19 protein-coding genes and 1 pseudogene are annotated in these 21,527 nt (G+C 71.3%); 15 read left to right on the top strand and 5 right to left on the bottom strand.

Translation table 11 applies throughout. The features are described 5' to 3' along the window. Window positions 1-154 precede the first annotated feature (154 nt). From ABD932_RS01370 to ABD932_RS01345, 6 genes are all read left to right on the top strand, one after another. Window positions 155-790: a TetR/AcrR family transcriptional regulator gene (locus ABD932_RS01370; protein WP_345008193.1), complete on the top strand. Its 636-nt coding sequence runs from the start codon at window positions 155-157 to the stop codon at window positions 788-790. Between the two features lie 349 nt (window positions 791-1,139). Further along, window positions 1,140-2,735 (top strand): sensor histidine kinase, encoded by a 1,596-nt coding sequence (locus ABD932_RS01365; protein WP_345008191.1) that lies wholly within the window; start codon window positions 1,140-1,142, stop codon window positions 2,733-2,735. Further along, window positions 2,732-3,139, top strand: a complete 408-nt coding sequence (locus ABD932_RS01360; protein WP_031486688.1) for a roadblock/LC7 domain-containing protein — start codon at window positions 2,732-2,734, stop codon at window positions 3,137-3,139. Before ABD932_RS01365 ends, ABD932_RS01360 begins: the two co-directional genes overlap by 4 nt. Next, window positions 3,136-3,534 (top strand): DUF742 domain-containing protein, encoded by a 399-nt coding sequence (locus ABD932_RS01355; RefSeq protein ID WP_126390376.1) that lies wholly within the window; start codon window positions 3,136-3,138, stop codon window positions 3,532-3,534. Before ABD932_RS01360 ends, ABD932_RS01355 begins: the two co-directional genes overlap by 4 nt. After that, entirely contained in the window at window positions 3,515-4,135 is a 621-nt protein-coding gene (locus tag ABD932_RS01350; protein WP_345008186.1) for a GTP-binding protein, read from the top strand. Before ABD932_RS01355 ends, ABD932_RS01350 begins: the two co-directional genes overlap by 20 nt. Before the next feature lie 184 nt (window positions 4,136-4,319). Beyond that, window positions 4,320-5,813: a cytochrome P450 gene (locus tag ABD932_RS01345; protein WP_345008184.1), complete on the top strand. Its 1,494-nt coding sequence runs from the start codon at window positions 4,320-4,322 to the stop codon at window positions 5,811-5,813. Between the two features lie 482 nt (window positions 5,814-6,295). On the opposite strand, the gene ABD932_RS01340 is transcribed toward ABD932_RS01345, so the two are convergent. After that, window positions 6,296-7,243: an RluA family pseudouridine synthase gene (locus ABD932_RS01340; RefSeq protein ID WP_345008182.1), complete on the bottom strand. Its 948-nt coding sequence runs from the start codon at window positions 7,241-7,243 to the stop codon at window positions 6,296-6,298. 67 nt (window positions 7,244-7,310) lie between these two features. On the opposite strand from ABD932_RS01340, the pseudogene ABD932_RS01335 reads away from it, so the two are divergent. Beyond that, window positions 7,311-7,891, top strand: a pseudogene (locus tag ABD932_RS01335) (GNAT family N-acetyltransferase). Between the two features lie 21 nt (window positions 7,892-7,912). Here ABD932_RS01335 and ABD932_RS01330 read toward each other — a convergent pair. Beyond that, window positions 7,913-9,472, bottom strand: a complete 1,560-nt coding sequence (locus ABD932_RS01330) for an amino acid permease (protein ID WP_345008180.1) — start codon at window positions 9,470-9,472, stop codon at window positions 7,913-7,915. A gap of 234 nt (window positions 9,473-9,706) precedes the next feature. Here ABD932_RS01330 and ABD932_RS01325 point away from each other — a divergent pair, with 234 nt between their 5' ends. The 3 genes from ABD932_RS01325 (at window position 9,707) to ABD932_RS01315 (ending at window position 12,336) form a co-directional block, all read left to right on the top strand. Then, complete coding sequence (locus ABD932_RS01325) at window positions 9,707-10,330, top strand: PadR family transcriptional regulator (RefSeq protein ID WP_345008178.1); 624 nt, start codon at window positions 9,707-9,709, stop codon at window positions 10,328-10,330. 165 nt (window positions 10,331-10,495) lie between these two features. Further along, window positions 10,496-11,563 (top strand): ATP-binding cassette domain-containing protein, encoded by a 1,068-nt coding sequence (locus ABD932_RS01320; protein ID WP_345008176.1) that lies wholly within the window; start codon window positions 10,496-10,498, stop codon window positions 11,561-11,563. Further along, a complete protein-coding gene (locus ABD932_RS01315; protein WP_345008174.1) occupies window positions 11,560-12,336 on the top strand; it encodes an ABC transporter permease in 777 nt (258 codons plus the stop codon). Before ABD932_RS01320 ends, ABD932_RS01315 begins: the two co-directional genes overlap by 4 nt. Before the next feature lie 146 nt (window positions 12,337-12,482). On the opposite strand, the gene ABD932_RS01310 is transcribed toward ABD932_RS01315, so the two are convergent. Together ABD932_RS01310 and ABD932_RS01305 are read right to left on the bottom strand one after the other, a co-directional pair. Further along, window positions 12,483-13,328, bottom strand: coding sequence for a siderophore-interacting protein (locus tag ABD932_RS01310; protein ID WP_345008172.1), 846 nt, complete (start codon window positions 13,326-13,328; stop codon window positions 12,483-12,485). Between the two features lie 151 nt (window positions 13,329-13,479). Next, window positions 13,480-14,409: a 5'-3' exonuclease gene (locus ABD932_RS01305; RefSeq protein WP_345008335.1), complete on the bottom strand. Its 930-nt coding sequence runs from the start codon at window positions 14,407-14,409 to the stop codon at window positions 13,480-13,482. 246 nt (window positions 14,410-14,655) lie between these two features. Here ABD932_RS01305 and ABD932_RS01300 point away from each other — a divergent pair, with 246 nt between their 5' ends. From ABD932_RS01300 to ABD932_RS01285, 4 genes are all read left to right on the top strand, one after another. Then, window positions 14,656-15,732 (top strand): quaternary amine ABC transporter ATP-binding protein, encoded by a 1,077-nt coding sequence (locus tag ABD932_RS01300; RefSeq protein ID WP_345008170.1) that lies wholly within the window; start codon window positions 14,656-14,658, stop codon window positions 15,730-15,732. Continuing rightward, window positions 15,725-17,551 carry an ABC transporter permease/substrate binding protein gene (locus ABD932_RS01295; RefSeq protein WP_345008169.1) on the top strand — a complete coding sequence of 609 codons (1,827 nt, stop codon included), beginning with the start codon at window positions 15,725-15,727 and terminating at the stop codon, window positions 17,549-17,551. The genes ABD932_RS01300 and ABD932_RS01295 overlap by 8 nt, the downstream gene beginning before the upstream one ends. Before the next feature lie 529 nt (window positions 17,552-18,080). Continuing rightward, window positions 18,081-18,650 (top strand): helix-turn-helix domain-containing protein, encoded by a 570-nt coding sequence (locus ABD932_RS01290; protein ID WP_345008167.1) that lies wholly within the window; start codon window positions 18,081-18,083, stop codon window positions 18,648-18,650. Continuing rightward, entirely contained in the window at window positions 18,650-19,369 is a 720-nt protein-coding gene (locus tag ABD932_RS01285) for a helical backbone metal receptor (protein ID WP_345008165.1), read from the top strand. The genes ABD932_RS01290 and ABD932_RS01285 overlap by 1 nt, the downstream gene beginning before the upstream one ends. Here the strand turns inward: ABD932_RS01285 and ABD932_RS01280 are convergent. Then, the gene (locus ABD932_RS01280; protein ID WP_345008163.1) at window positions 19,281-20,405 is read right to left on the bottom strand and encodes a TDT family transporter; all 1,125 of its coding nucleotides are present in this window, start codon (window positions 20,403-20,405) and stop codon (window positions 19,281-19,283) included. The genes ABD932_RS01285 and ABD932_RS01280 overlap by 89 nt on opposite strands. Before the next feature lie 70 nt (window positions 20,406-20,475). Between ABD932_RS01280 and ABD932_RS01275 the strand changes: the two genes are divergently transcribed. Then, on the top strand, window positions 20,476-21,399 hold the full coding sequence (locus ABD932_RS01275) for a LysR family transcriptional regulator (RefSeq protein WP_345008161.1): 924 nt from the start codon (window positions 20,476-20,478) through the stop codon (window positions 21,397-21,399). Window positions 21,400-21,527: the final 128 nt, after the last annotated feature.

Raw genomic sequence — 21,527 nt, 5'->3', positions numbered from 1 at the left:
GCGCACCCCGCCAAGGTCCCCACCCCCACCAGCGCCCACTCCCCGGCCGGCCCCTGTCACCTTCGGGCAAGCGGCAGCCCCTCGCAAGGCGTCCGGACGCCGCCGAAAGCCTCGCCTAGATCGTCGTACGCCCCGATGTGCGAGGATCGAACCCATGGGTACGTCAGGTGGGCCGGGAAGCCGACGGGTCGGCAGGCCGCGGGCCGCTCAACGGCCGGACAGCGGGCTGGAGCCGCGCGCCGAACTCCTCGCGGCCGCCGCCGAGTTGTTCACCACCCGGGGCTACGCCGCCACCACCACCCGCGCCGTCGCCGAGCGCGCGGGCATGCGGCAGGCGTCGATGTACCACTACGTCTCCGGCAAGGAGGAGCTCCTCGCCGAGCTCCTGGAGTCCACGGTCACACCCTCGCTCGCGTACGCCCGTGAACTCCTCGCCGACGACGCGGCCCCGGCCGAGGACCGGCTGTGGCGGCTGTGCCGCACGGACGTGGAGCTGCTGTGCGGCGGCCCGCACAACCTCGGCGGGCTGTACCTGCTGCCCGAGGTGCGCGCCGAGCGCTTCGCCGGCTTCCACGCCGTGCGCGCCGAACTCAAGGACGCCTACCGCCAGTTGCTCGCCGCCACGGCGGCGGGCGGCACGCTCGCCAAGGGTGAGCTGGACCTGCGTACGGATCTGCTCTTCGGTCTGATCGAGGGCGTCATCCTCGTCCACCGCTCCGACCCGGAGCGCCCGGTGTCGGTGTTCGCCGAGGCGACGGCGGACGCCGCGCTGCGTATCGCGGGGATCTGAGCCCCCGGGCGAACGGGGTCCGAATCGCCCTCGGGCAGACGCCCGGAACCCGGTCCTTCACCCGTCACGGTGAGTATTCTTCGTACGCCCGTACGCCGTGACGCACCGTGTGCGAATGTAAGCCGAGCGTATAAATGGGGCTGAGGGTACTCCTGTCGCGCAGCCCATTTCAGGTGCTTGCTGAATATGACACGGCGATGATCCGGTCGGACTAAGCTCGCCCGCAGCGCACCGAGTTGAGGCGTATTCGTGCGCTTGTTCCCAAACATGCAGAAGATTCCGACATACCCATGACGTACCCCGCTGCAAGCTCCCCCTACACCCACCCGATTCATTTCAGAGGGCCCACATGGTGAGCGTTCAATCCCCGCCCCGTCGCCGTGAACTCCCGTACGCGCGCGTCCTGTTGCTGCCCGCCATAGTGATGGCCGCGGCAACCGGAGCCGCCGTCGCCCTGGTGGCGGAACCGGCCCGGACGGCCGTCGGCGTGTGCGGTGCCGTGGCCCTGCTGCTGGTGCTGGCATCCGCGGCCGAGGTGATGCGCCGCGGCCGCGCCCTGCGTGACGAGCGGACCGAGCACGCCCGTCACACCGCGTATCTGGAACGGCGTGTCGCCGCCCACGACGAGGAGATGGCCCGCCTCGCACGGGAGGTCACGCCCGCCGCGATCTACCGGCTGCGCTGTGGCAATTCACCCCATGAGGTGATGCGCGACCTCGCCGAGATCGATCCGTCCTACGCCCAACTCTCCCCTTCGCAGCTCGCGTTGGTGAGGTCGATGCTCGACATCGTCGACTACGAGGAAGCCCTGCGCGACTCCGCCCAGCGCTCCTTCGTCAACATCGCCCGCCGCGTCCAGGCGATCGTCCACCAACAGGCCGTGGAACTGCGGGAGATGGAGGAGGACCACGGCCGCAACCCCGAGGTCTTCGACGACCTCCTGCGCATCGACCACGGCACCATGCTGATCGGCCGCCTCGCCGACTCCATCTCCGTGCTCGGCGGCGGCCGACCGGGCCGTCAGTGGCCCAACCCCGTCCAGCTGTACAGCGTGCTGCGCGGCGCCATGTCCCGGATCCTGGAGTACCGCCGCATCAAGCTGGACTCCATCGCCCAGGTCAACATCCGCGGCATCTCCGTCGAACCGGTCATCCACGCCGCTGCCGAACTCCTCGACAACGCCACGCGCTACTCGCCGCCGCAGACCGAGGTGCACGTCACCGCCACCGAGGTGCAGACCGGCATCGCGATCGAGATCGAGGACGCCGGCGTCAGCCTCAGCGAGGAGGCCCGCGCCCGGGTCGAGGGCATGCTGGAGCGCGCCAAGGTGGGCGGAGACCTCCAGGAACTCGGCGAGTCCCCGCGACTGGGCCTGGCCGTCGTCGGCCGCCTGTGTACGGCGTTCAACATGCAGGTCTCCCTGCGCACCTCCGCGTACGGCGGTGTCCGTGCCGTCCTGGTGATCCCGCGCGAGATGCTCACCACCGACGCCGCGCCCGGTTACGCGCACGGCATCGGCGCCGTGTCGGCGCCCAAGCTCGGACCCGGTGCGCTCGAGGGTCCCAAGCGCACACCCAAGAAGCGGCGCCCCACCAGCCCGAAGATCCCCGCCGCGGTCTCCATGGAGGACGACGTCCCCGTGGTCACCGAATGGACCGCGGGTGGGCTGCCCCAGCGCCGCAGCCGGGTCAAGACCCCGCTCAGCAAGCGGCTCGCCGAGCAGGCGGCCATCGAGCGGGCCGAACGGGAGGGCAGGCCGACCATCTGGTCGACGCCGAAGCCCGAACCCGTGCCCATGCCCGAGCCGGAGGTGGACGAGCCCGCCCCCGGTGCGTGGGTCGAGGCGTTCTGGAACGGACTCAAGGACAAGCCCGACCCGTACACACTCCAGCCGCGAACCCAACCGGCCCGCCGCGAGGCCGACGACGAGGGGGACCCCAAGTGATCCAGCAGCGCGCCAACTTCGACTGGATGCTCAAGGAGCTCCACGACGGCGTTCCGGGCATCGAGATGATCGTGGTGCTCTCCGCCGACGGCCTGCGCATCGCCCGCTACGGCGGCGACCCGGACACCGCCGACCGCGTAGCCGCGGCCTGTGCCGGTCTGCAGAGCCTGGCGAGCGCGGTCGCCACGGAGATCCCGAACAGCGACGGCAAGATGAAGATGGTCCTCATCGAGATCAACGGCGGCTACTTCTATCTGATGGCCGCCGGCGCCAACGCCTATCTCGCCGTCCTGTCCGACACGTTCGCCGAGCCCGGGCTGATGAGCAACCGCATGTCCGACCTCGTCGGCCGCATCGGCGCCCATCTCACGAGTCCGTCGAGGCGCAACGGTCAGACCGTATGACTCCTCCGCAACGCCAGCGGCGATACCCCAACGGACAACCGCCCCCACCCCCGCCCCAGCCGGGGCAGAAGAAGAACCCGGAACGGCTCTTCGTGGTGGCCGGAAAGGACGGCGCCGAGCGCGCCGAGTTCGACCTGGTCACCTTAATCGTGGCGAGCGCCGACCCACCGCCCTCCGCCGCGCCCGAGCAGGCGGCGCTGCTCCGGCTCTGCACGACCCCCCTGTCCGTGGCCGAACTCTCGGCCTATCTCAGTCTGCCGTTCAGCGCGATGACGGTCCTGCTCACCGACTTGCTGACGGCCGACCTGGTGACGGCGCGCGCCCCGATCGTGCGCCAGGCCGTCGCCGACCGGTCCCTTCTCGAAGCGGTGATGCATGGACTTCAAAGGCTCTGACACCATCCCCGGTCCACGGACCGAGGACCAGCTGCCGCACACGGCCGAGGCCGCGGTCAAGATCGTGATCGTGGGCGGCTTCGGGGTCGGCAAGACGACGATGGTCGGCTCGGTCAGCGAGATCAGGCCGCTGACCACCGAAGAGACCATGACGCAGGCCGGCATCGGTGTCGACGACAACTTCGGCTCGGACACCAAGACGGCCACCACCGTCGCCATGGACTTCGGCCGCATCAGCATCACCGACCAGCTCGTGCTGTACCTCTTCGGCACGCCCGGCCAGGAGCGCTTCTGGTTCCTGTGGAACGGGCTGTTCGAGGGCGCGCTGGGCGCGGTCGTGCTGATCGACACCCGTCGGCTCGAAGTCAGCTTCGACGTCATAGGGCGACTCGAGGAGCGCGGCGTGCCGTTCGTCGTCGCCGTCAACTCCTTCCCCGACGCGCCCCGTTACGGCATCGCCGACCTGCGCGCGGCGCTCGACCTCGACGAGGAGATCCCGATCGTCGAGTGCGACGTACGCCGCCGGGCCTCCAGCCGTGACGTCCTGATGACCCTGATGCACTTCCTGCACTCGCTCGCCGTGTCGGGCGCGCTCAGGTAGCGCGCCCTCACGCGGCCGCGTTCAGGCAGGCCCGCTCGCCGGAGCGTCCCCACCCCCTTTGTGTCCGGCAGCCCTGGCACCTGCCCGTATCCAGACCCGCTCATCCAGACCCGCTCATCCATACCCGCCGTATCCGCATGCGCTTTGACTCCCCAGACACCGGATCCACTTCGGAGCGACCACTGTGACGCGTGAATCCCATTCCACGACCGGTACGCACGACGCCTTTCCCTCCCCGCCGCCAGGCTGCCCGGCCCATGGACTCGGCCCCGGAGCACTGCACCGGCTCCACGAGGCGGAGGACCTGGGCGAGCTGTACGAGCAACTGCGTGAGCAGCACGGCCAGGTGGCGCCGGTACTGCTCCACGACGATGTGCCGATGTGGGTGGTCCTCGGCCACACCGAGAACCTGCACATGCTGCGCACGCCCTCGCAGTTCTGCCGGGACAGCCGTATCTGGAACCCGCTGCTGGAGGGCATGGTCAAGCCCGACCACCCGCTGATGCCGCTCATCACCTGGCAGCCGATCTGCTCCCACGCGGAGGGCGACGAACATCTGCGGTTGCGCGGTGCGGTCACCGGCGCCATGTCCACCATCGACCATCGCGGTCTGCGCCGCCACATCAACCGTTCCACTCAGCGCCTCGTCAACCGGTTCTGCGAGGAGGGCCGCGCCGACCTGGTCGACCAGTACGCCGAGCATCTGCCGATGGCCGTGATGTGCGAGATCCTCGGCATGCCCGACGAGTACAACGACCGGATCGTCGAGGCCGCCCGCGACATGCTCAAGGGCACCGAGACCGCGATCGCCAGCAACGCGTACATCATGGACGCCCTGATGCGGCTCACCGTCAAGCGCCGGGCCCAGCCGCAGGAGGACTTCACGACCCACCTGATCAACCACCCGGCGCGGCTGACCGACGAGGAGGTCGGCCAGCACCTGCGCGTCGTGCTCATCGCCGCCTACGAGGCCACCGCCAACCTCCTCGCCAACGTGCTGCGCGTCGTCCTCACCGACCCGCGGTTCCGGGCCCAGCTCAGCGGCGGCCAGATGACGGTGCCGGAGGCGGTCGAGCAGTCCCTGTGGGACGAGCCGCCGTTCAGCGCCGTTCTGGGCTACTTCGCCAAGCAGGACACGGAGTTGGGGGGCCAGCGCATCCGCAAGGGGGACGGGCTGCTCTTCGCCCCCGCCCCGGGCAACGTCGACCCGCGAGTACGCCCCGATCTCTCCGCCAACATGATGGGCAACCGTTCCCACCTGGCCTTCGGCGGCGGCTCGCACGAGTGCCCCGGCGCGGACATCGGCCGTGCCATCGCCGAAGTCGGCGTCGACGCGCTGCTCATGCGGCTGCCTGACGTGGAACTCGACTGCGCCGAGGACGAGTTGGAGTGGCGGCAGTCGATGATGTCGTCCCACCTGGTGGCACTGCCGGTCCGCTTCGCGCCGAAGCCGCCGCAGGACGTCCTGCAGAAGCCGGGCCACGCCTCGGTCCCGGCCCAGCGCGCCACCTGGCAGGTCGGCGCCCCCCAGGCCGCCCAGCCGGCACCCGCCGCGGCCACCCAGCCGACCGACGCGCAGCCGCCCGCGCCGACGCCGGAAGCGGCTCCGGTGGCACCGGAACCGGCTCGGCCGAAGGGGCCCTGGCGGCGGTTCCTGCGGTGGTGGCGGGGTAACTGAGCGACCGGTTGGGGCTCGGTGCCTGGCGCTTGTCCGGGAGGGGGCTCGGTGCCCTGCTCGGATCGGTAGGGGGCTCGGTGCGTGGCCTGTCCGGCGGGGCCGGTGTCCGGCCTTGGTCCGACAGAGGGCTGGGTGCGCGCCCCGGTCAGGCGGGGTCCGGCACCGGGTCCCGGTCCGGTAGCGGAGTCGGCGCGCTGCCCAGACCGGTAGGGGGCTGGGTGCGCGCCCCGGTCAGGCGGGGTCCGGCACCGGGTCCCGGTCCGGCAGGGGAGTCGGCGCGCTGCCCAGACCGGTAGGGGGCTCGATGCGTGGCCCCGTCAGGCGGGGTCCGGTGCCCACCCCGGTCCGGCAGGGGAGCCGACACCCTGCCCAGACCGGTGAGGGCCTCGGGGCCCGGTCCAGACCGGCAGGGTTCGGTGTCCGGCCCCGGTCCGACAGAGGGCTCGGCCTCCGGCCCATGCCGACAGGGCCTCGCCGTACGGCTACCGCGCCGCCCACCCGGCGTACGACGCCCAGGCCTCAAGGGTTCGCGCACTGCGGAACCGGTGGGCCACCCCCGTCACCGGATCGGTGAACTCCAGCGCCCGTGCCAGCAGTTGGAGCGGGCGCCGGAAGTCGTCGGCCGGGGTGGGGGCGGTCACCTCGGGGTACAGCGGGTCGCCGAGGAGTGGTATGCCGAGGGCGTTCATGTGGACCCGTAGCTGGTGGGTCTGCCCCGTGGTGGGCGTCAGCCGGTAACGGGCGAGCCCGTCGCGCTGCTCGACGACCTCGACGTGCGTGACGGCGTTCGGCTCGCCGTCGACCTCCCGGGCGGCGAGCACCCCGCGTTCCTTCAGGATGCGGCTGCGCACGGTCCGGGGCAGGGCGAGCCCGGGATCGTACGGCGCGACGGCTTCGTACTCCTTGTGCACCCGCTTGTCGCTGAACAGCGTCTGATACGCGCCGCGTTCCTCGGGCCGCACCGTGAACAGCAGCAGTCCGGCGGTGAGCCGGTCGAGCCGGTGCGCGGCGCCCAGCGCGGGGAGGCCCAGCTCCCGGCGCAGCCGCGCCAGCGCGGTCTCGGTGACATGGCCGCCGCGCGGCGTCGTGGCCAGGAAGTGCGGCTTGTCGGCGACGACGATGTGGTCGTCGCGGTACACGACGTCCACCGCGAAGGGCACCCGCACCTCCGCGGGCAGCTCCCGGTGGAACCACACGAACATCCCCGGCACATACGCCGCGTCCGCCGCCACCGCCTTCCCGTCCGCGCCGACGACCTGCCCGGCGTCGAACATCCCGGCCACGACCCCGGGCCCGGCCCCCGAAAGCCGCTCCACCAGATGCTCCCGCACGGTGGCCCACGCCCCCTCGAAGGGCAGCCGCACCCGCACCGCGTCGACCCCGTCGCGCTGCGGCAGGGGAGAGGGCGGGGGCTGGGTACGGCGTCTCATCACGATCAAGCGTACGGCGCCGGAAATTATGTTGGACCCGCCCGGACGCGTTGGCAGGATCCCGCACATGCCTTTGCTGACCAGCCCCGTGCTGCCCGCCGGAACCCTCGCCCGCCTCCCGCAGCCCACCCTCCCCACCGGCGACGGCCTCCTCCTGCGCCCCTGGCGGGCCGAGGACGCGCCCGCCGTGCACGCGGCTTCCAGGACCCGGTGATGCATCAGTGGTACGTCCGGGCCGCCGACTCGGTGGACGAGGTCGGCGGCTGGATCGAGGAGTGGCTGAAGGCGTGGGCGGAGGAACGTGCGCCCCAGTGGGCCGTGGTCGACGCGGACGACGACCGCCTGCTGGGGCGCGTCGCCCTGCGCGAGATCCACCTGGACGGGGCCATGGCCGAGGTCGCCTACTGGACCACCGCCCGGGCCCGGGGCCAGGGCGTCGCGGCCCGCGCCACAACCACCCTCGCCCGCTGGGCACTCGACGACATCGGCTTCCACCGCCTCGAACTCCTCCACGCCGTCCGCAACGAGGCGTCCTGCCGGGTCGCCGCCAAGGCCGGCTTCCGGCTGGAGGGCACCAAGCGCAGCTCCGTCCTGCACCGGGACGGCCGGCACGACATGCATCTGCACGCGCGCGTGCAGGGCGACTGAGCCCCGGGCGGACGGACCGGCCTAGCCGGCGGCCTCGGATGCCGTCGTCTCCGGGGCCGTGCTCACGGGCGCCGTCCGCCGCCGGTACATCCGGAAGCCGACACCCGCCACCACCGTCACACCGAGGAACAGCACGGTGAAGTACTGGAAGTACCAGTGCCCGCCCGCCGGGTCGTACACCGCCGCCCGTGGCCAGGCGAGGTTGACGGTCATGGCGAGGCCGTACAGCAGGGCCAGGGCGTTGAGCGGGACGCCCCAGCGGCCGAGGGAGAACAGGCGGGCGCCCGTCTCGTCGGTGCCGGTGGCGGTGAAGCGGCCGCGCAGGCGGGCGACCAGGAGGGGGCCGGTGACCATCGCGTACGCCAGGTACAGCATCACGATGCAGGTCGTGCCGATGGCCAGGAACGCCTCCGGCGAGGCGAAGTTGAGCAGCAGCAGGGCCGCCGCGAGGACACCGACCACCACCGCGGGTGCGTTGGGCATCCCGGTGCGCGGGTCGACCTTCGCGAGGCGCCGGGAGAACGGGAGTTGGCCGTCGCGGGCCATCGAGAACAGCATCCGGCAGGCGGCCGTCTGGATGGCGAGGGTCGCCACGGTGATCGCCACCACCACGTCGGCCAGCAGCACGCGGCCCACCCCGTCGCCCAGGCTGCTGGTGAGGACGTAGCTGAGCCCGTCGACCGCCAGCCGGCCGTCCGTGAGGCTGGGGGCGGCGAGCAGTCCGCCGAGGACGAGCAAGCCGCCGAGCAGGCCCGCGGCGCCCAGCGCGGTCAGGATCGTGCGGGGCGCGGTGCGGCGCGGGTGGTGCGTCTCCTCGCTCATCTCGCCCGCGCTGTCGAAGCCGATCATCACGTACGCCGCCGTGAACGAGCCCACCAGCAGCGCGCCCAACAGGCCCGACTGGGCGGCGCCTTCGGTGTGGAAGGTGATGCCGGGGGAGCGCTCGGAGTGGGTCAGCAGCAGCGCGATGATCAGTACCGCGCCGATGATCTCGGCGGTCACACCGACCCGGTTCACCAGCGACAGCACCCGGTTGTCCAGGAGGTTCACGACCGTGGTGAGGGCCAGCAGGATCACGCCGAGCAGTGCCGCGTTGGCCGCGCCGTCCGCCGAGGTCGGCGCGGGGTCGGTGCCGATGAGCTGGAAGCCGGACCAGATCGCGGGCAGCACCATCTGCAGCGCCAGTGCCGCGGCCGCGACCACCACGATCTGCCCGATCACCATGATCCAGCCGGCGAACCAGCCGAAGGTGACGTTCGACAGCCGCGACGACCACTGGTAGATCGCGCCCGAGATCGGATAGCGCGCGGCCAGCTCCGCGAAGCACGCGGCCACCAGCAGCTGCCCGACGAGCACCGCGGGCCAGGCCCAGAAGAAGACGGGGCCGCCGAACGCGTACCCGAAGGCGAAGAACTGGAAGACGGTCGTCAGGACGGAGATGAAGGAGAAACCGGCCGCGAAGGACGCGTACCGGCCGAGGCTGCGGTGCAGTTCCTGGCGGTACCCGAACTCGGCGAGGGAGCGCTCGTCAGAGTCCAGCGGCGGGTCGGGGCGTGGGGCGGCGGGGGCGGTGCTCGTCATGGCGGCAACCTGCTTTCGCACAGCGGCGCGAGAATTCCTGTCGGGCGACAGAAATTAGGGAGGGGCTGTTTCGAACGCATGACGTGCTCATGTCCGAGTCGATCCTAATTTCTCACGACTGGCGCCGGTGGCCTCTTGCGGCACCTCTGCGAACGCGATATATCGTGTCTATTGACCTCTTCGGCGAAGTCGCGATATGTTCGGCCACGGATATTCGGAAGCGAGGTGGTCATCATGACGAGGAAGCGCCGCAAGCTCACCAATCCGCTGGCGCTCGCCGTGATGACGACCCTGTGGCAGAAGCCGATGCATCCGTACGAGATCGCCCAGACCCTGCGCAGCCAGGGCAAGGACGCCAGCACGAAGACCAACTACGGCTCGCTGTACACGGTCGTGCAGAACCTCGAGAAGCACGGCTTCGTCGAGGTGACCGGTGTCGAACGCCAGGGCAACCGCCCCGAGCGCACGGTCTACGGGCTCACCGAGGCCGGGCGCGAGGAGATGACCGAGTGGCTGTCCGACCTGCTCGCCATCCCGGCGAAGGAGTACCCGATCTTCGAGACGGCCCTCTCCCTGATGCCGACGCTGCCTCCCGATGAGGTGGTGCGGCTGCTGGAGATGCGGCTGAGCTCGCTGGAGGTGCAGGTGGCCGGCGGCCGGGGCGCGCTCGAGAAGCTCTACGAGACGCTGCCGAGGCTCTTCCTCGTCGAGGTCGAGTATCAACTGCACATGGTCGAGGCACAGGTGGAGTGGATCAGCGGTTTCCTCGAGGAGATCAAGAAGGGCTCGTTGCCCGGCGTCGAGGAGTGGCGGCGCTTCCATGAAACGGGGGAGTTGCCGGCCGAGTTCACATCATGAGAAAGACCCCGGCAGGGCTGTTGCAGCAGCTCCGCCGGGGTCGCGAACCCCGAAACGGATCCGCCGTGCGGCGCAGCCGGGTCATCGAGGTGCGGCACACCCAGGATAGCCCGGCGCTCCTCACGCGGATCGATCACGAGTCCGCTCATCAGGAGAGCAGTCGTCATGAGCACTGTCAGCCGTGCCGCCCGTCATTCCCGTGCAACCCGTGCGCCCGCGGTCCAGGCGCGCCAACTGATCAAGACCTACGGCGATGTCACCGCCCTCAACGGCATGGACATCACCGTCGAACCCGGCACCGTCTTCGGCCTCCTCGGGCCCAACGGCGCCGGCAAGTCCACCACCGTCAAGATCCTCACCACCCTGGCCCGCCCCGACTCCGGCTCGGCCACCGTCGCCGGACACGACGTGCTGCGCCACCCGGACCGGGTGCGGCGTGCGATCGGTGTGGTCGCCCAGAACTCCGGCGCCGATCCGGTCGCCACCGGCCGGGAGAACCTCCGACTCCAGGGACGGCTCTACGGTCTGAGCCGCGCCGACCTCGGCCGTCGCGTCGCCGAACTGCTCGACCGCTTCCGGCTCGCCGACGCCGCCGACCGCCCCGTCAAGGGCTACTCCGGCGGGATGCGCCGCCGCCTCGATGTCGCCCTCGGCCTGGTGCACCGGCCCGAGGTGCTCTTCCTCGACGAGCCCACCACCGGCCTCGACCCCGAGACCCGCGCCGCGATGTGGGACGAGATCGGCCGGCTGGCCGGCGAGGACGGCCTGACCGTGCTGCTCACCACGCACTACCTGGAGGAGGCCGACCGGCTCGCCGAGCGCATCGCCATCGTCGACCGGGGCCGGGTCGTCGTCGCCGGTACCCCGGACTCCCTCAAGGGCGAACTGCGCGGTGACGCCGTCCATGTGGAGCTGCGCGGCGCGGTCGGTGAAGCCGGCCGTACGCTGCTCAGGGGCGCCCTCGGCGGGTTGCCGGGTGTGCACGAGGTGCTGGTGGACGGGCGCCGCGTCAGCGTCCGCGCCGACGAAGGGGCCGCCGCGATGCCCGCGCTGCTGGCCGCGCTCGAACGCGCCGGGGTCGGCGTCGCCACCGCGACCGTCGCCCGCCCGTCCCTCGACGACGTCTACCTGCGGTACGCGGGCCGCCGTTACGCGGAGGCCGAGGCCGACAGCGCCGTGGACCTCGTGCTCGCCGGAACCGGAACCGCAACCGGCAGCGGAGGTGCGCGATGAGCACCGCCGTCACCCAGACCTGGTACATGACGCAGCGTCAACTCATGGTGTTCGTACGGCAGCCTGCGTACGCCGTCATCACCCTGATCCAGCCGGTGATCTGGCTGTTCCTGTTCGGCGGCCTCTTCAAGGAGGTCGTCGAGCTCGGCGGCTTCGGCACCACCTCGTACCTCGACTATCTGGTGCCGGGCGTGGTCGTGATGAGCGCTCTCGGCTCCAACATGTGGGCGGGGATGGGCACGCTCGACGAGATCCAGCGGGGCACCCTCAACCGGTTCCTGACCACTCCGGTCAGCCGGGCCGCCCTGATGAACGGCAACGTCGTCCACAACGGCCTGGTCACCGCCCTGCAGTCGGTCGTCATCGTGCTGCTCGGCCTGCTGGGCGGCGCCGACTACCCGGGCGGCGTCGTCGGCATCGCCGTCCTGGTGCTCGCCTCGGTTCTGCTCGGGACGATCTTCGGGGCACTGTCCAACGCCCTGGGCATGCTGGTGCGCGAGCGGGAGTCGATCATCGGCATCAACACCTTCCTGCTGCTGCCGCTGACCTTCCTGTCCTCCGCCTTCATGGCGCCGTCGCAGATGCCCGGCTGGATGCGCCACGTCGCCGACTTCAACCCGCTCGACTGGGCGATGGTCGCGGGCCGTTCGGCCCTGTCCGCGCACCCCGACTGGGGCGACGTCCTGCTCCGGGGCGGCGGGCTGCTGGCGCTGGCGGTCGCGGCGGTGTGGCTGTCGATACGGACGTTCCGGTCCTACCAGCGGTCGGTGTGAGCATCCCGGACACGGCGAAGGGGCGGCACTCTCGCAGTGCCGCCCCTTTGGGGCCTGCAGACTTGGGGCCAGGGACTTGGAGCCCAGGGACTTGGAGTCCACGGATTCGGAGCCTACGGACGTCCCCGCGGACCGCCCGTAAGAACCTAGGCGGCCGGCGCCGCCCCCTCCTGCTCCGCCTCGATCCGCGCATTCCAGTCCCGCTTGGAGGCCTGCCAGCCGTCCTCGTTGTGGCCGAGCCGCCAGTAGCCGGAGATCGACAGGTCCTCCCGGGGCACGCCGTGCTCGACCCGCAGCAGGTGGCGCAGCTGCTTCACGAAGTGGGCCTCGCCGTGCACGAAGGCGTGCACCCGGCCCTCGGGGAAGTCCAGCGTGCGGACGGCCTCGACCAGCGCCTCGCCGACGGGACGGGAGCCGCGGTGCAGCCAGATGACCTCCACATCGGAGTCGATCTTCTGCTCCTCCTCGGGGCCGGCGATCTCCACGAAGGCATACGCCGTGGCGCCGTCGGGCAGCGACTCCAGGGAGCGGGCGATCGCGGGCAGCGCGCTCTCGTCGCCGACGAGCAGATGCCAGTCGGCGTCCGGGTCGGGGGCGTAGGCACCGCCGGGGCCCATGAACCGCACGACCTCGCCCGGCTGGGCGCGCAAGGCCCACGGGCCGGCCAGGCCCTCGTCGCCGTGCAGCACGAAGTCCAGCGTCAGCTCACGGTGCTCGGGGTCCCAGGCCCGCACGGTGTACGTCCGCGTCACCGGCCACTGCTCGCGCGGCAGCTCCTCGCGGATGCGCTCCAGGTCGAAGGGCTCTGGGTAGCTCACACCGGCGGGAGAGAACAGGATCTTGACGTAATGGTCCGTGCAGGTGTCCGCCGCGAACTCGTCGAGCCCCTCACCGCCCAGCACCACACGCTGCATGTGCGGGGTCAGCCGTTCGGTACGGATGACCTGCGCGGAGTGGGGCTTCCGCGGCTTGCGGGCAGGGCGTAGCGCCATCACTGGCCTCCCTCGTTCCAAGCTTAGGTTTACCTAAGTTAGCACCTCTGCCTGGCGAATGCCGCTATGGCCGTTCATGAAAGGGTGCATGTCGTGCACACAGGGACCGAATTCCCCGCACCGTGAACCCCATTCACCCCGATCGTGCCCTTCACGCCCCCAGCGTCCCGAGCAGCCGCTGCAGCGACCCGCCGAGCCCCCACCGCACGGCCAGCTCGTCCAGTCCGGCCGAGTCCCGGGGCGCGCGCGGCAGTGTCGTGTCGACATCCGGCAGCGGCACATCGCCCGCGACCCGCACCACCGTCGGCGCGACGGCGACGTACGGCCGGGACTCGTCCAGCCGCTTGCGCTGCGAGGGCGTGAGCTTCGCCTTGGGGTCGTCGACCGCGGCCATGATCCCGGCCAGGTCGCCGAACTCGGCCAGCAGCTTCGCGGCCGTCTTCTCGCCGATCCCCGGCACGCCCGGCAGGCCGTCGCTGGGGTCGCCGCGCAGCAGCGCCAGATCCGCGTACCCCCGGCCGTCCACGCCGTACTTCTCGCGCAGCCACGCCTCGTCGGTGAGCTGGAGCGTGCCCACGCCCTTGAGCGGGTACAGCACCCGCACCCCGCGCGCGTCGTCCACCAGCTGGTACAGGTCGCGGTCGCCGGTGACGATGTCGACCGGACCCTGCGCCCGCGCCGTGAACGTGCCGATCACATCGTCGGCCTCGTACCCCTCGACCCCCACGCGCGCGATGCCGAGCGCGTCGAGGACGGCCTCGATGACCGGCACCTGCGGCGACAGCGTGTCCGGCACCTCCTCCTCGTCCGGACCGACCTCGTGCTCCTCGGCAACGCGGTGCGCCTTGTAGGACGGGATCAGGTCGACCCGCCACTGGGGCCGCCAGTCGGCGTCCATGCAGGCCACCAGCGCGTCCGGGCGGTGGTCCTTGACCAGGCGGTCGATGAAGTCGAGGAGCCCGCGCACGGCGTTCACCGGCGTGCCGTCCGGGGCCTTCACGGAGTCCGGGACGCCGAAATAGGCGCGGAAGTAGAGCGAGGCGGTGTCGAGGAGCATCAGTCGTCCGGTCACGCCACGCATCATGCCGTAAGCCACTGACAGTCACGCCGTACGGCATCGACGGTCACGCCGTACGGCACTGACGGCGATCCCCGGGCACGCTGTCCTGCGCAACGAGTTGCGCCGTATGCCATTTCTGTGGCCTGGACCACTTGTGCGTTTGTGCCCGGAGAACCCGGGCAGGCGCGGCCTCGGAGTGACGCCGGTTGCGCGTTCAACCGCCCGGCCCGTCGCTCCCTTCATCTGCCGTCGAGACAAGAGGTACCTGTGTCAGCCAGGCTTGAGGCCGAACATCTCCACAAGGTGTTCGGCAGACGACCGCAAGAATCTGTCGAGCGGCTCCGGCAAGGGGCCGACCGGGAGGAGCTGCGCGCCGACGGCATCACCGCCGCCGTGATCGACGCCTCCTTCACCGTGGAGCCGGGCCAGATCTTCGTCGTCATGGGCCTGTCCGGATCCGGCAAGTCCACCCTGCTCCGCATGCTCAACGGGCTGCTGGAGCCGACCGCGGGCCACGTCCGCTTCGACGGCCAGGACCTGACCGCGCTGAGCGACCGCGAGCTGCGCCAGGTCCGCGCGAAGAAGATCAGCATGGTCTTCCAGCACTTCGCGCTCTTCCCGCACCGCAGCGTGCTGGAGAACGCCGCCTACGGCCTGGCCGTGCAGGGCGTGCCCCGCGCCGAGCGCGAGAAGCGCGCCGGCGAGGCGCTGGCCCTGTGCGGACTGGCCGGGTGGGAGAAGTCCTGGCCCGACGAGCTGTCCGGCGGTATGCAGCAGCGCGTGGGCCTGGCCCGCGCCCTCGCCACCGACGCCGACCTGCTCCTCATGGACGAGTCCTTCAGCGCGCTCGACCCGCTGATCCGCCGCGACATGCAGGACCAGCTGCTCGAACTGCAGCGCACCTTGAAGAAGACGATCGTCTTCATCACCCACGACCTGAACGAGGCCATGCGACTCGGCGACCGCATCGCGGTCATGCGTGACGGCCGTATCGTCCAGACCGGTTCGGCGGAGGACATCCTCCTGCGCCCGGCGAACGACTACGTCGCCTCCTTCATCCAGGACGTCGACCGCTCCCGTGTGCTGACCGCGAGCGCGCTCATGGACACCTCGGTCACCGCCGGCGCCCCCCTCTGCGCCTGCGAGACCGCCACCCGGGACACGACCTTCGCGGAGCTGTGCGCGATCAGCGCCCGGCTGTCGCACCGGGTCTCGGTCGTGGACGAGGACAACAAGGTCATCGGCGTCGTGCCGCGGCAGCGGCTGGTCGGCTTCCTCGGCGACGAGAGCGCCGACCCCGCGCCCTGCGACAACCCGGAGGGCAAGGTGATCGCCCATGCCTAGGCTGCGTCTCGGCGACTGGGTCGACTCCGGTGTGGACTGGCTCGTCGCCCACATGGGCTGGCTCTTCGACGCGATCAAGGCGGTCGTGGAGGGCATGTACGACGGCGTCAACGCCGTCCTGACCGCCCCCGAGCCCCTGCTCCTCGCGGGCATCTTCGCCGTGCTGGCCTGGTGGCTGCGCGGCCTGGTCGCGGGCGTCCTCGGCTTCGCCGGGTTCGCGCTGGTCGACTCGCTCGACCTGTGGGACCGGGCCATGTCGACGCTGGCCCTGGTGCTGGTGGCGACGGTCATCGCGCTGGTGATCTCGATCCCGCTGGGCATCTGGGCGGCCCGCTCCAAGGCGGTCAGCGCGGCCGTACGGCCCGTCCTGGACCTGCTCCAGACGATGCCGTCGATGGTGCTGCTGATTCCCGCCATCCTCTTCTTCGGCCTGGGCACCGCCGCCGGTGTCATCGCCACCCTGATCTTCGCGCTCGCCCCCGGCGTCCGCATGACCGAGCTGGGCATCCGGCAGGTCGACGCGGAACTGGTCGAGGCCGCCGAGGCCTTCGGCACCACACCCCGCGACACCCTGCTCAGGGTCCAGCTGCCGCTCGCCCTGCCGACGATCATGGCGGGCATCAACCAGGTCATCATGCTGAGCCTGTCGATGGTCGTCATCGCCGGCATGGTCGGCACCGGCGGCCTCGGCGGCGCGGTCAACGAGGCCATCGGTCAGCTCGACATCGGCTTCGGCTTCGAGGCGGGCGTCGGCATCGTCGTCCTCGCCATCTACCTGGACCGCATCACCGGCGCGCTCGGCGCGCAGATCTCCCCGCTCGGCCGCCGCACCGCCGCCAAGGCCCGCGCCGCGGGCGGCACCAAGGTCTGGAACCACCGCCCCCGCCCGGTCGTCGCCGTCGCCGGCGTGGCCGTCCTGGCCCTGGTCGCGGGCGGCATGGGCGTCTTCGGCCCCACCGCCGGCACCGCCGAGGCCTCCGCCACGAACGTCGGCAAGGGCAAGGAGATCAAGCTCGGCTACATCCCGTGGGACGAGGGCATCGCCTCGACGTACCTGTGGAAGGAGCTCCTGGAGCAGCGCGGCTTCAAGGTCACCACCACCCAGTACGCCGCGGGCCCCCTGTACACCGGCGTCGCCACCGGCCAGCTCGACTTCCAGACGGACGCCTGGCTGCCCACCACCCACGCCGAGTACTGGAAGAAGTACGGGAACCAGCTCGAGGACCTCGGCTCCTGGTACGGCCCCACCTCGCTGGAGCTCAGCGTCCCGTCGTACGTGAAGGGCGTCGACACCCTGGAGGACCTCAAGGGCAACGCCGCCAAGTTCAAGGGCAAGATCATCGGCATCGAGCCGAGCGCCGGAATGATGGGCATGCTCAAGGACAAGGTCCTCAAGGAGTACGGCCTGGAGGGCGAGTACGAGGTCGTGGACGGCTCGACGCCCGCGATGCTCGCCGAGCTCAAGCGCGCGTACGCCAAGAAGGAGCCCGTCGTCGTCACGCTCTGGTCGCCGCACTGGGCGTACAGCGACTACGACCTGAAGAAGCTCAAGGACCCCAAGGGCGCCTGGGGCAAGGGCGACGGTGTGCACACCCTCGCGCGCAAGGGCTTCGCCGCGGACAACCCCGAGGTCGGGAAGTGGCTGAAGGACTTCTCCATGACCGAGCAGCAGCTCACCGGCCTGGAGTCGCAGATCACGAAGGCAGGCAAGGGCAAGGAGCAGGACGCCGTCCGCACCTGGCTGAAGCAGAACCCGGGCCTGCTGGACAAGTGGGCCCCGGTCGCCGGATCGGAGCAGAAGAGCCAGGCGGCCGGGTGACCTGACGGGCCCGGACCGCCGCCCGAGGGGTGGGTCACGCCGTACGTTTTCCCCTCACGTGCGGCGGGCCCACCCCTCGCGGCATGTCCGCATAGTCCTACGGCATGCCTACGAGAAGGATCCGGCCAACCACGCAGCGCTACCTCACCACCTGAACTCGGGCGCACCAACTCCCCACGGCCGACCTCGACTTAACGCTCCGGCAGGGAGCCCGGGACGACGCCGTGACCAGGCGATCCCACCGCAGGAGCAGAGGGAACACGGAGGGTCGCCGGAGCATTGAACGGAACACCGGCTCTCTTGTGCTGAGCGGGAGTCAGGGGTGGCATGGGGGTACACGGCGCAGTGGGGGAGCCGATCCGCTGGCGCGAACCGATGGGTCGTACTCCCCCCGATGCCTCGTCGATGTGACGGGCGCATGAAACGGTTTGCCGAACATGCGTAGGGTGCAAGGAACTCAACAGACGGTGTGCGCCGGACAGCGGGCGCGAGGACAGTGGACCGACGAGCGAAGGAGGGAGCCGGAGCGATGGGCGACCACAAAGAACAGACCCTTCGGGTGGGCGCGGCCGTGCGGCGGCGACGCCGCGCGCTGGACCTCACCCTCGCCGTCGTGGCCGAGCGCAGCGGCCTGTCCGTGCCCTTCCTGAGCCAGGTCGAGAACGACCGGGCACGCCCCAGCAGAAGCTCCCTCGAAAAGGTCGCCGACGCATTGCGTACGACCGCCGTCGAGCTCCTCGCCGCCGCCGACCCGGCGTGCAGCGTCGACGTCGTCCGGGCCGACGCCACCGAACTCGCGCCGGAACCACGCGTGCGGTCCCTGGTGCGCGGTCACCATCAGATGCACGCCTCGGAGTTCACCGGCGACCACGAGGCGGGCCGCGAAATCCAGTACCGCAACGACCAGTTGATGTACGTCGCCGACGGCGCCGTGGAGATCGAGGCGGAGGGCCGCGCCTATCGCCTGGGCCGCGGCGACACCCTGTATCTCACCGGCGGGGTGCGCCACCGCTGGCGGGCGACCGTGCCGGACACGCGGGTGGTCGTCGTCGCGGTGGCGGAGCACATCGAGGCGGTCCGGGACCGGCCGGGGCGCTGATGCGCGTCGTCTCCCTGGTGCCGTCCCTGACGGAGGCCGTGGCCGTCTCGGCCCCCGGCGTCCTCGTCGGCGCCACGGACTGGTGCAGCCATCCCGCCGGCCTGGACGTCACCCGCGTGGGCGGCACCAAGAACCCCAAGGCCGACCGCGTCATCGACCTCGCCCCCGACCTGGTGATCGCCAACGAGGAGGAGAACCGCGAGCCCGACCTCGCCGCCCTCCGCGCGGCCGGCGTCGAGGTCCTGGTGACCGAGGTACGGGACGTGCCGCAGGCCTTGCGGGAGCTGGCCCGCGTGCTGGCGGCCTGCGGGGTGAGGGCACGTCCGCGGTGGCTGGACGAGGCGGAGGAGGCGTGGTCGTCCCTCCCGCCCCCGGAGCGCCGTACGACGGCGGTGGTCCCGATCTGGCGGCGGCCCTGGATGGTGCTGGGCCGCGACACCTTCGCGGGCGACGTCCTGGCCCGCCTCGGCGTGGACCACCTGTACGCCACGCACGAGGACCGCTACCCGCGCATCCCCCTGGACGACCTGCGAGCGGCGGCCCCGGACGTCGTCGTCCTCCCGGACGAGCCGTACCGCTTCACGGCCGACGACGGCCCGGAGGCCTTCCCCGGACTGCCTTGCGCGCTGGTCAGCGGACGGCACCTGACGTGGTACGGGCCGTCGCTGGCAGAGGCACCGCGGGTGCTGGCCGAGGCGCTGCGAGCAGCGCACCGCTGAGCAGACCGCGCGCGGTGCACACGGCGGCGACGGCCCAGGCGCCGACGAGCACGACGTACAACCCGACGGCGAGCCCGTCGTAGACCACGAGCCCGGTGTGCCGGCCCAGTGCGGCGGCGCCGGTGACACAGGTGCCGACCGGGAAGGTGAACGCCCACCAGGTCATCGCGAACCCCATGCCGTGCCGCCGGGCGCGCAGGACATGGGCGGTGGCGAGCCCGGCCCACAGGAGCGCGAAGCCCATGACGGGCACGCCGTAGAGGACGGCGAGCACGCCGAAGCCCCCGCTGTAGGGGCCCGGGACGACGCCTGGTGCGACGTCCGCGAAGCTGCCGACGGCGGTGGTGGACTGCCCGAGCGGCCCCAGCACCAGGAACAGGGTCGGCGTGAGGGCGAGGGGCAGCGGACCGCCGGTGATCAGCCGGGCGAAGACCAGCGGCAGCATGAGCAGGGTGGCGAGCAGACTGAGCCCGAACAGCGCGAAGCAGGCGAGCAGCATCGTCTCCCGGGCCTGCCCCGGCGGCAGATGCGGCACCAGCAGCGGCCCCAGCGCGGCCGACACCATCGGCGCCACGAGCGGCAACAGCCATACGGGCGTGGCCTGCGACGGCTCGATCCGATGGCGTACGGCCATGAGGTACGGGACGGCGACGGCGGCCGCCAGCCCGACGACCGTACCGGCGCCGAACAGCACCGCGTCGAGCGCGACCGCCGCCCCGGTCCCGATCCAGTCCCGGCCGACGGTGACGGCACCGCCGCCGACGGCGAGCAGGGCCATCGCCAGGCAGCCGTAGAAAGGCGCCGTGGCCGGGTCGAGGAGGTGGGCGCGGGCCTGGTCGCGGTGGTGGGTCCAGTGCAGGGCGCGGGCGGCGAGCAGGGTGACGAGCAGGACGAGGGAGAGCGCCCAGACGGCTGCGCAGGTCGTGCGCAGGCCGGGGAGCTGAAGCGGCAGCGCGGCTCCGGCGGTGGCGACGGCGGCGGTGCCCATGACGGAGGCGTACCAGTTGGGTCCGAGGTGACGGACGGCGGTGACCATGCGCTCAGCGTCGCTCCGGTCTTCGTCCCCCACCAGGGAGTTTGCCTCTATGGGCACATAAACTGGCCTTATGACAGAGGCGGCGGAGGGGCAGTTTCGCGCGGGATCCCTGGCGCATCGCGTTCCGGATCTCGGCGCGTTGGAGCTGTTGCTGGCGGTGGCGCGGCTCGGCAGTCTCGGCGGGGCGGCCCGTGAGCTGGGGATCACCCAGCCGGCGGCGAGCAGCCGGATCCGGTCGATGGAACGCCAGCTCGGCGTGGCGCTGGTCGACCGCTCACCGCGAGGCTCCCGGCTCACCGACGCCGGGGCGCTGGTCACGGACTGGGCGCGGCGCGTCGTGGAGGCGGCGGAGGCCTTCGACGTCGGGGCGCAGGCGTTGCGGGACCGGCGGGACTCGCGGCTGCGGGTCGCGGCGAGCATGACGATCGCGGAGTACCTGCTGCCGGGCTGGCTGCTCGCACTGCGCGCCCAGCGGCCGGACACGGCGGTGTCGCTGCTCGCCGGGAACTCGGCGGCCGTGGCGGAGCGGTTGCTGGCGGACGAGGCGGACCTGGGGTTCGTGGAGGGGCTGTCGGTGCCGACGGGGTTGGACTCGGTCGTCATCGCCCACGACAGCCTGATCGTGGTGACGGCGCCGGGGCATGTCTGGTCGCGTCGGCGGCGGCCGTTGGAGGCGTCGGAGTTGGCGGCTACGCCGTTGATCCTGCGGGAGGAGGGGTCGGGTACGCGTCAGGTGCTGGATGCGGCGCTGGGCGGGCTGGCCCGGCCGCTGATCGAGCTGTCCTCGACGACGGCGGTGAAGGCGGCCGCGGTGAGCGGGGCGGGGCCGGCGGTGCTGAGCGAGCTGGCCGTGGGGGAGGAGCTGTCGATGCGGCGGTTGGTGAGCATCCCGTTGGCCGATGTCACGTTGGCGCGCGACCTGCGGGCGGTCTGGCCGATGGGGCACAGGCCGGTGGGGCCGGCACGGGACTTGCTGTCGCTGACGCGGGGATAGTTTTCTCGCCCCCGCCGCCCCTACCCTTCCCGTCCTTCTGGGGCTCCGCCCCAGACCCCGCTCCTCAAACGCCGGAGGGGCTGGATTTCGCCGGACCAGGCAAATTCAGCCCGTCCGGCGTTTGAGGA

The sequence above is a fragment of the Streptomyces shaanxiensis genome, from assembly GCF_039537145.1.
GTDB lineage: Bacteria > Actinomycetota > Actinomycetes > Streptomycetales > Streptomycetaceae > Streptomyces > Streptomyces shaanxiensis.
Note: the sequence above shows the minus strand (reverse complement) of the source record. Positions and strands in the feature narration are given on the sequence as shown.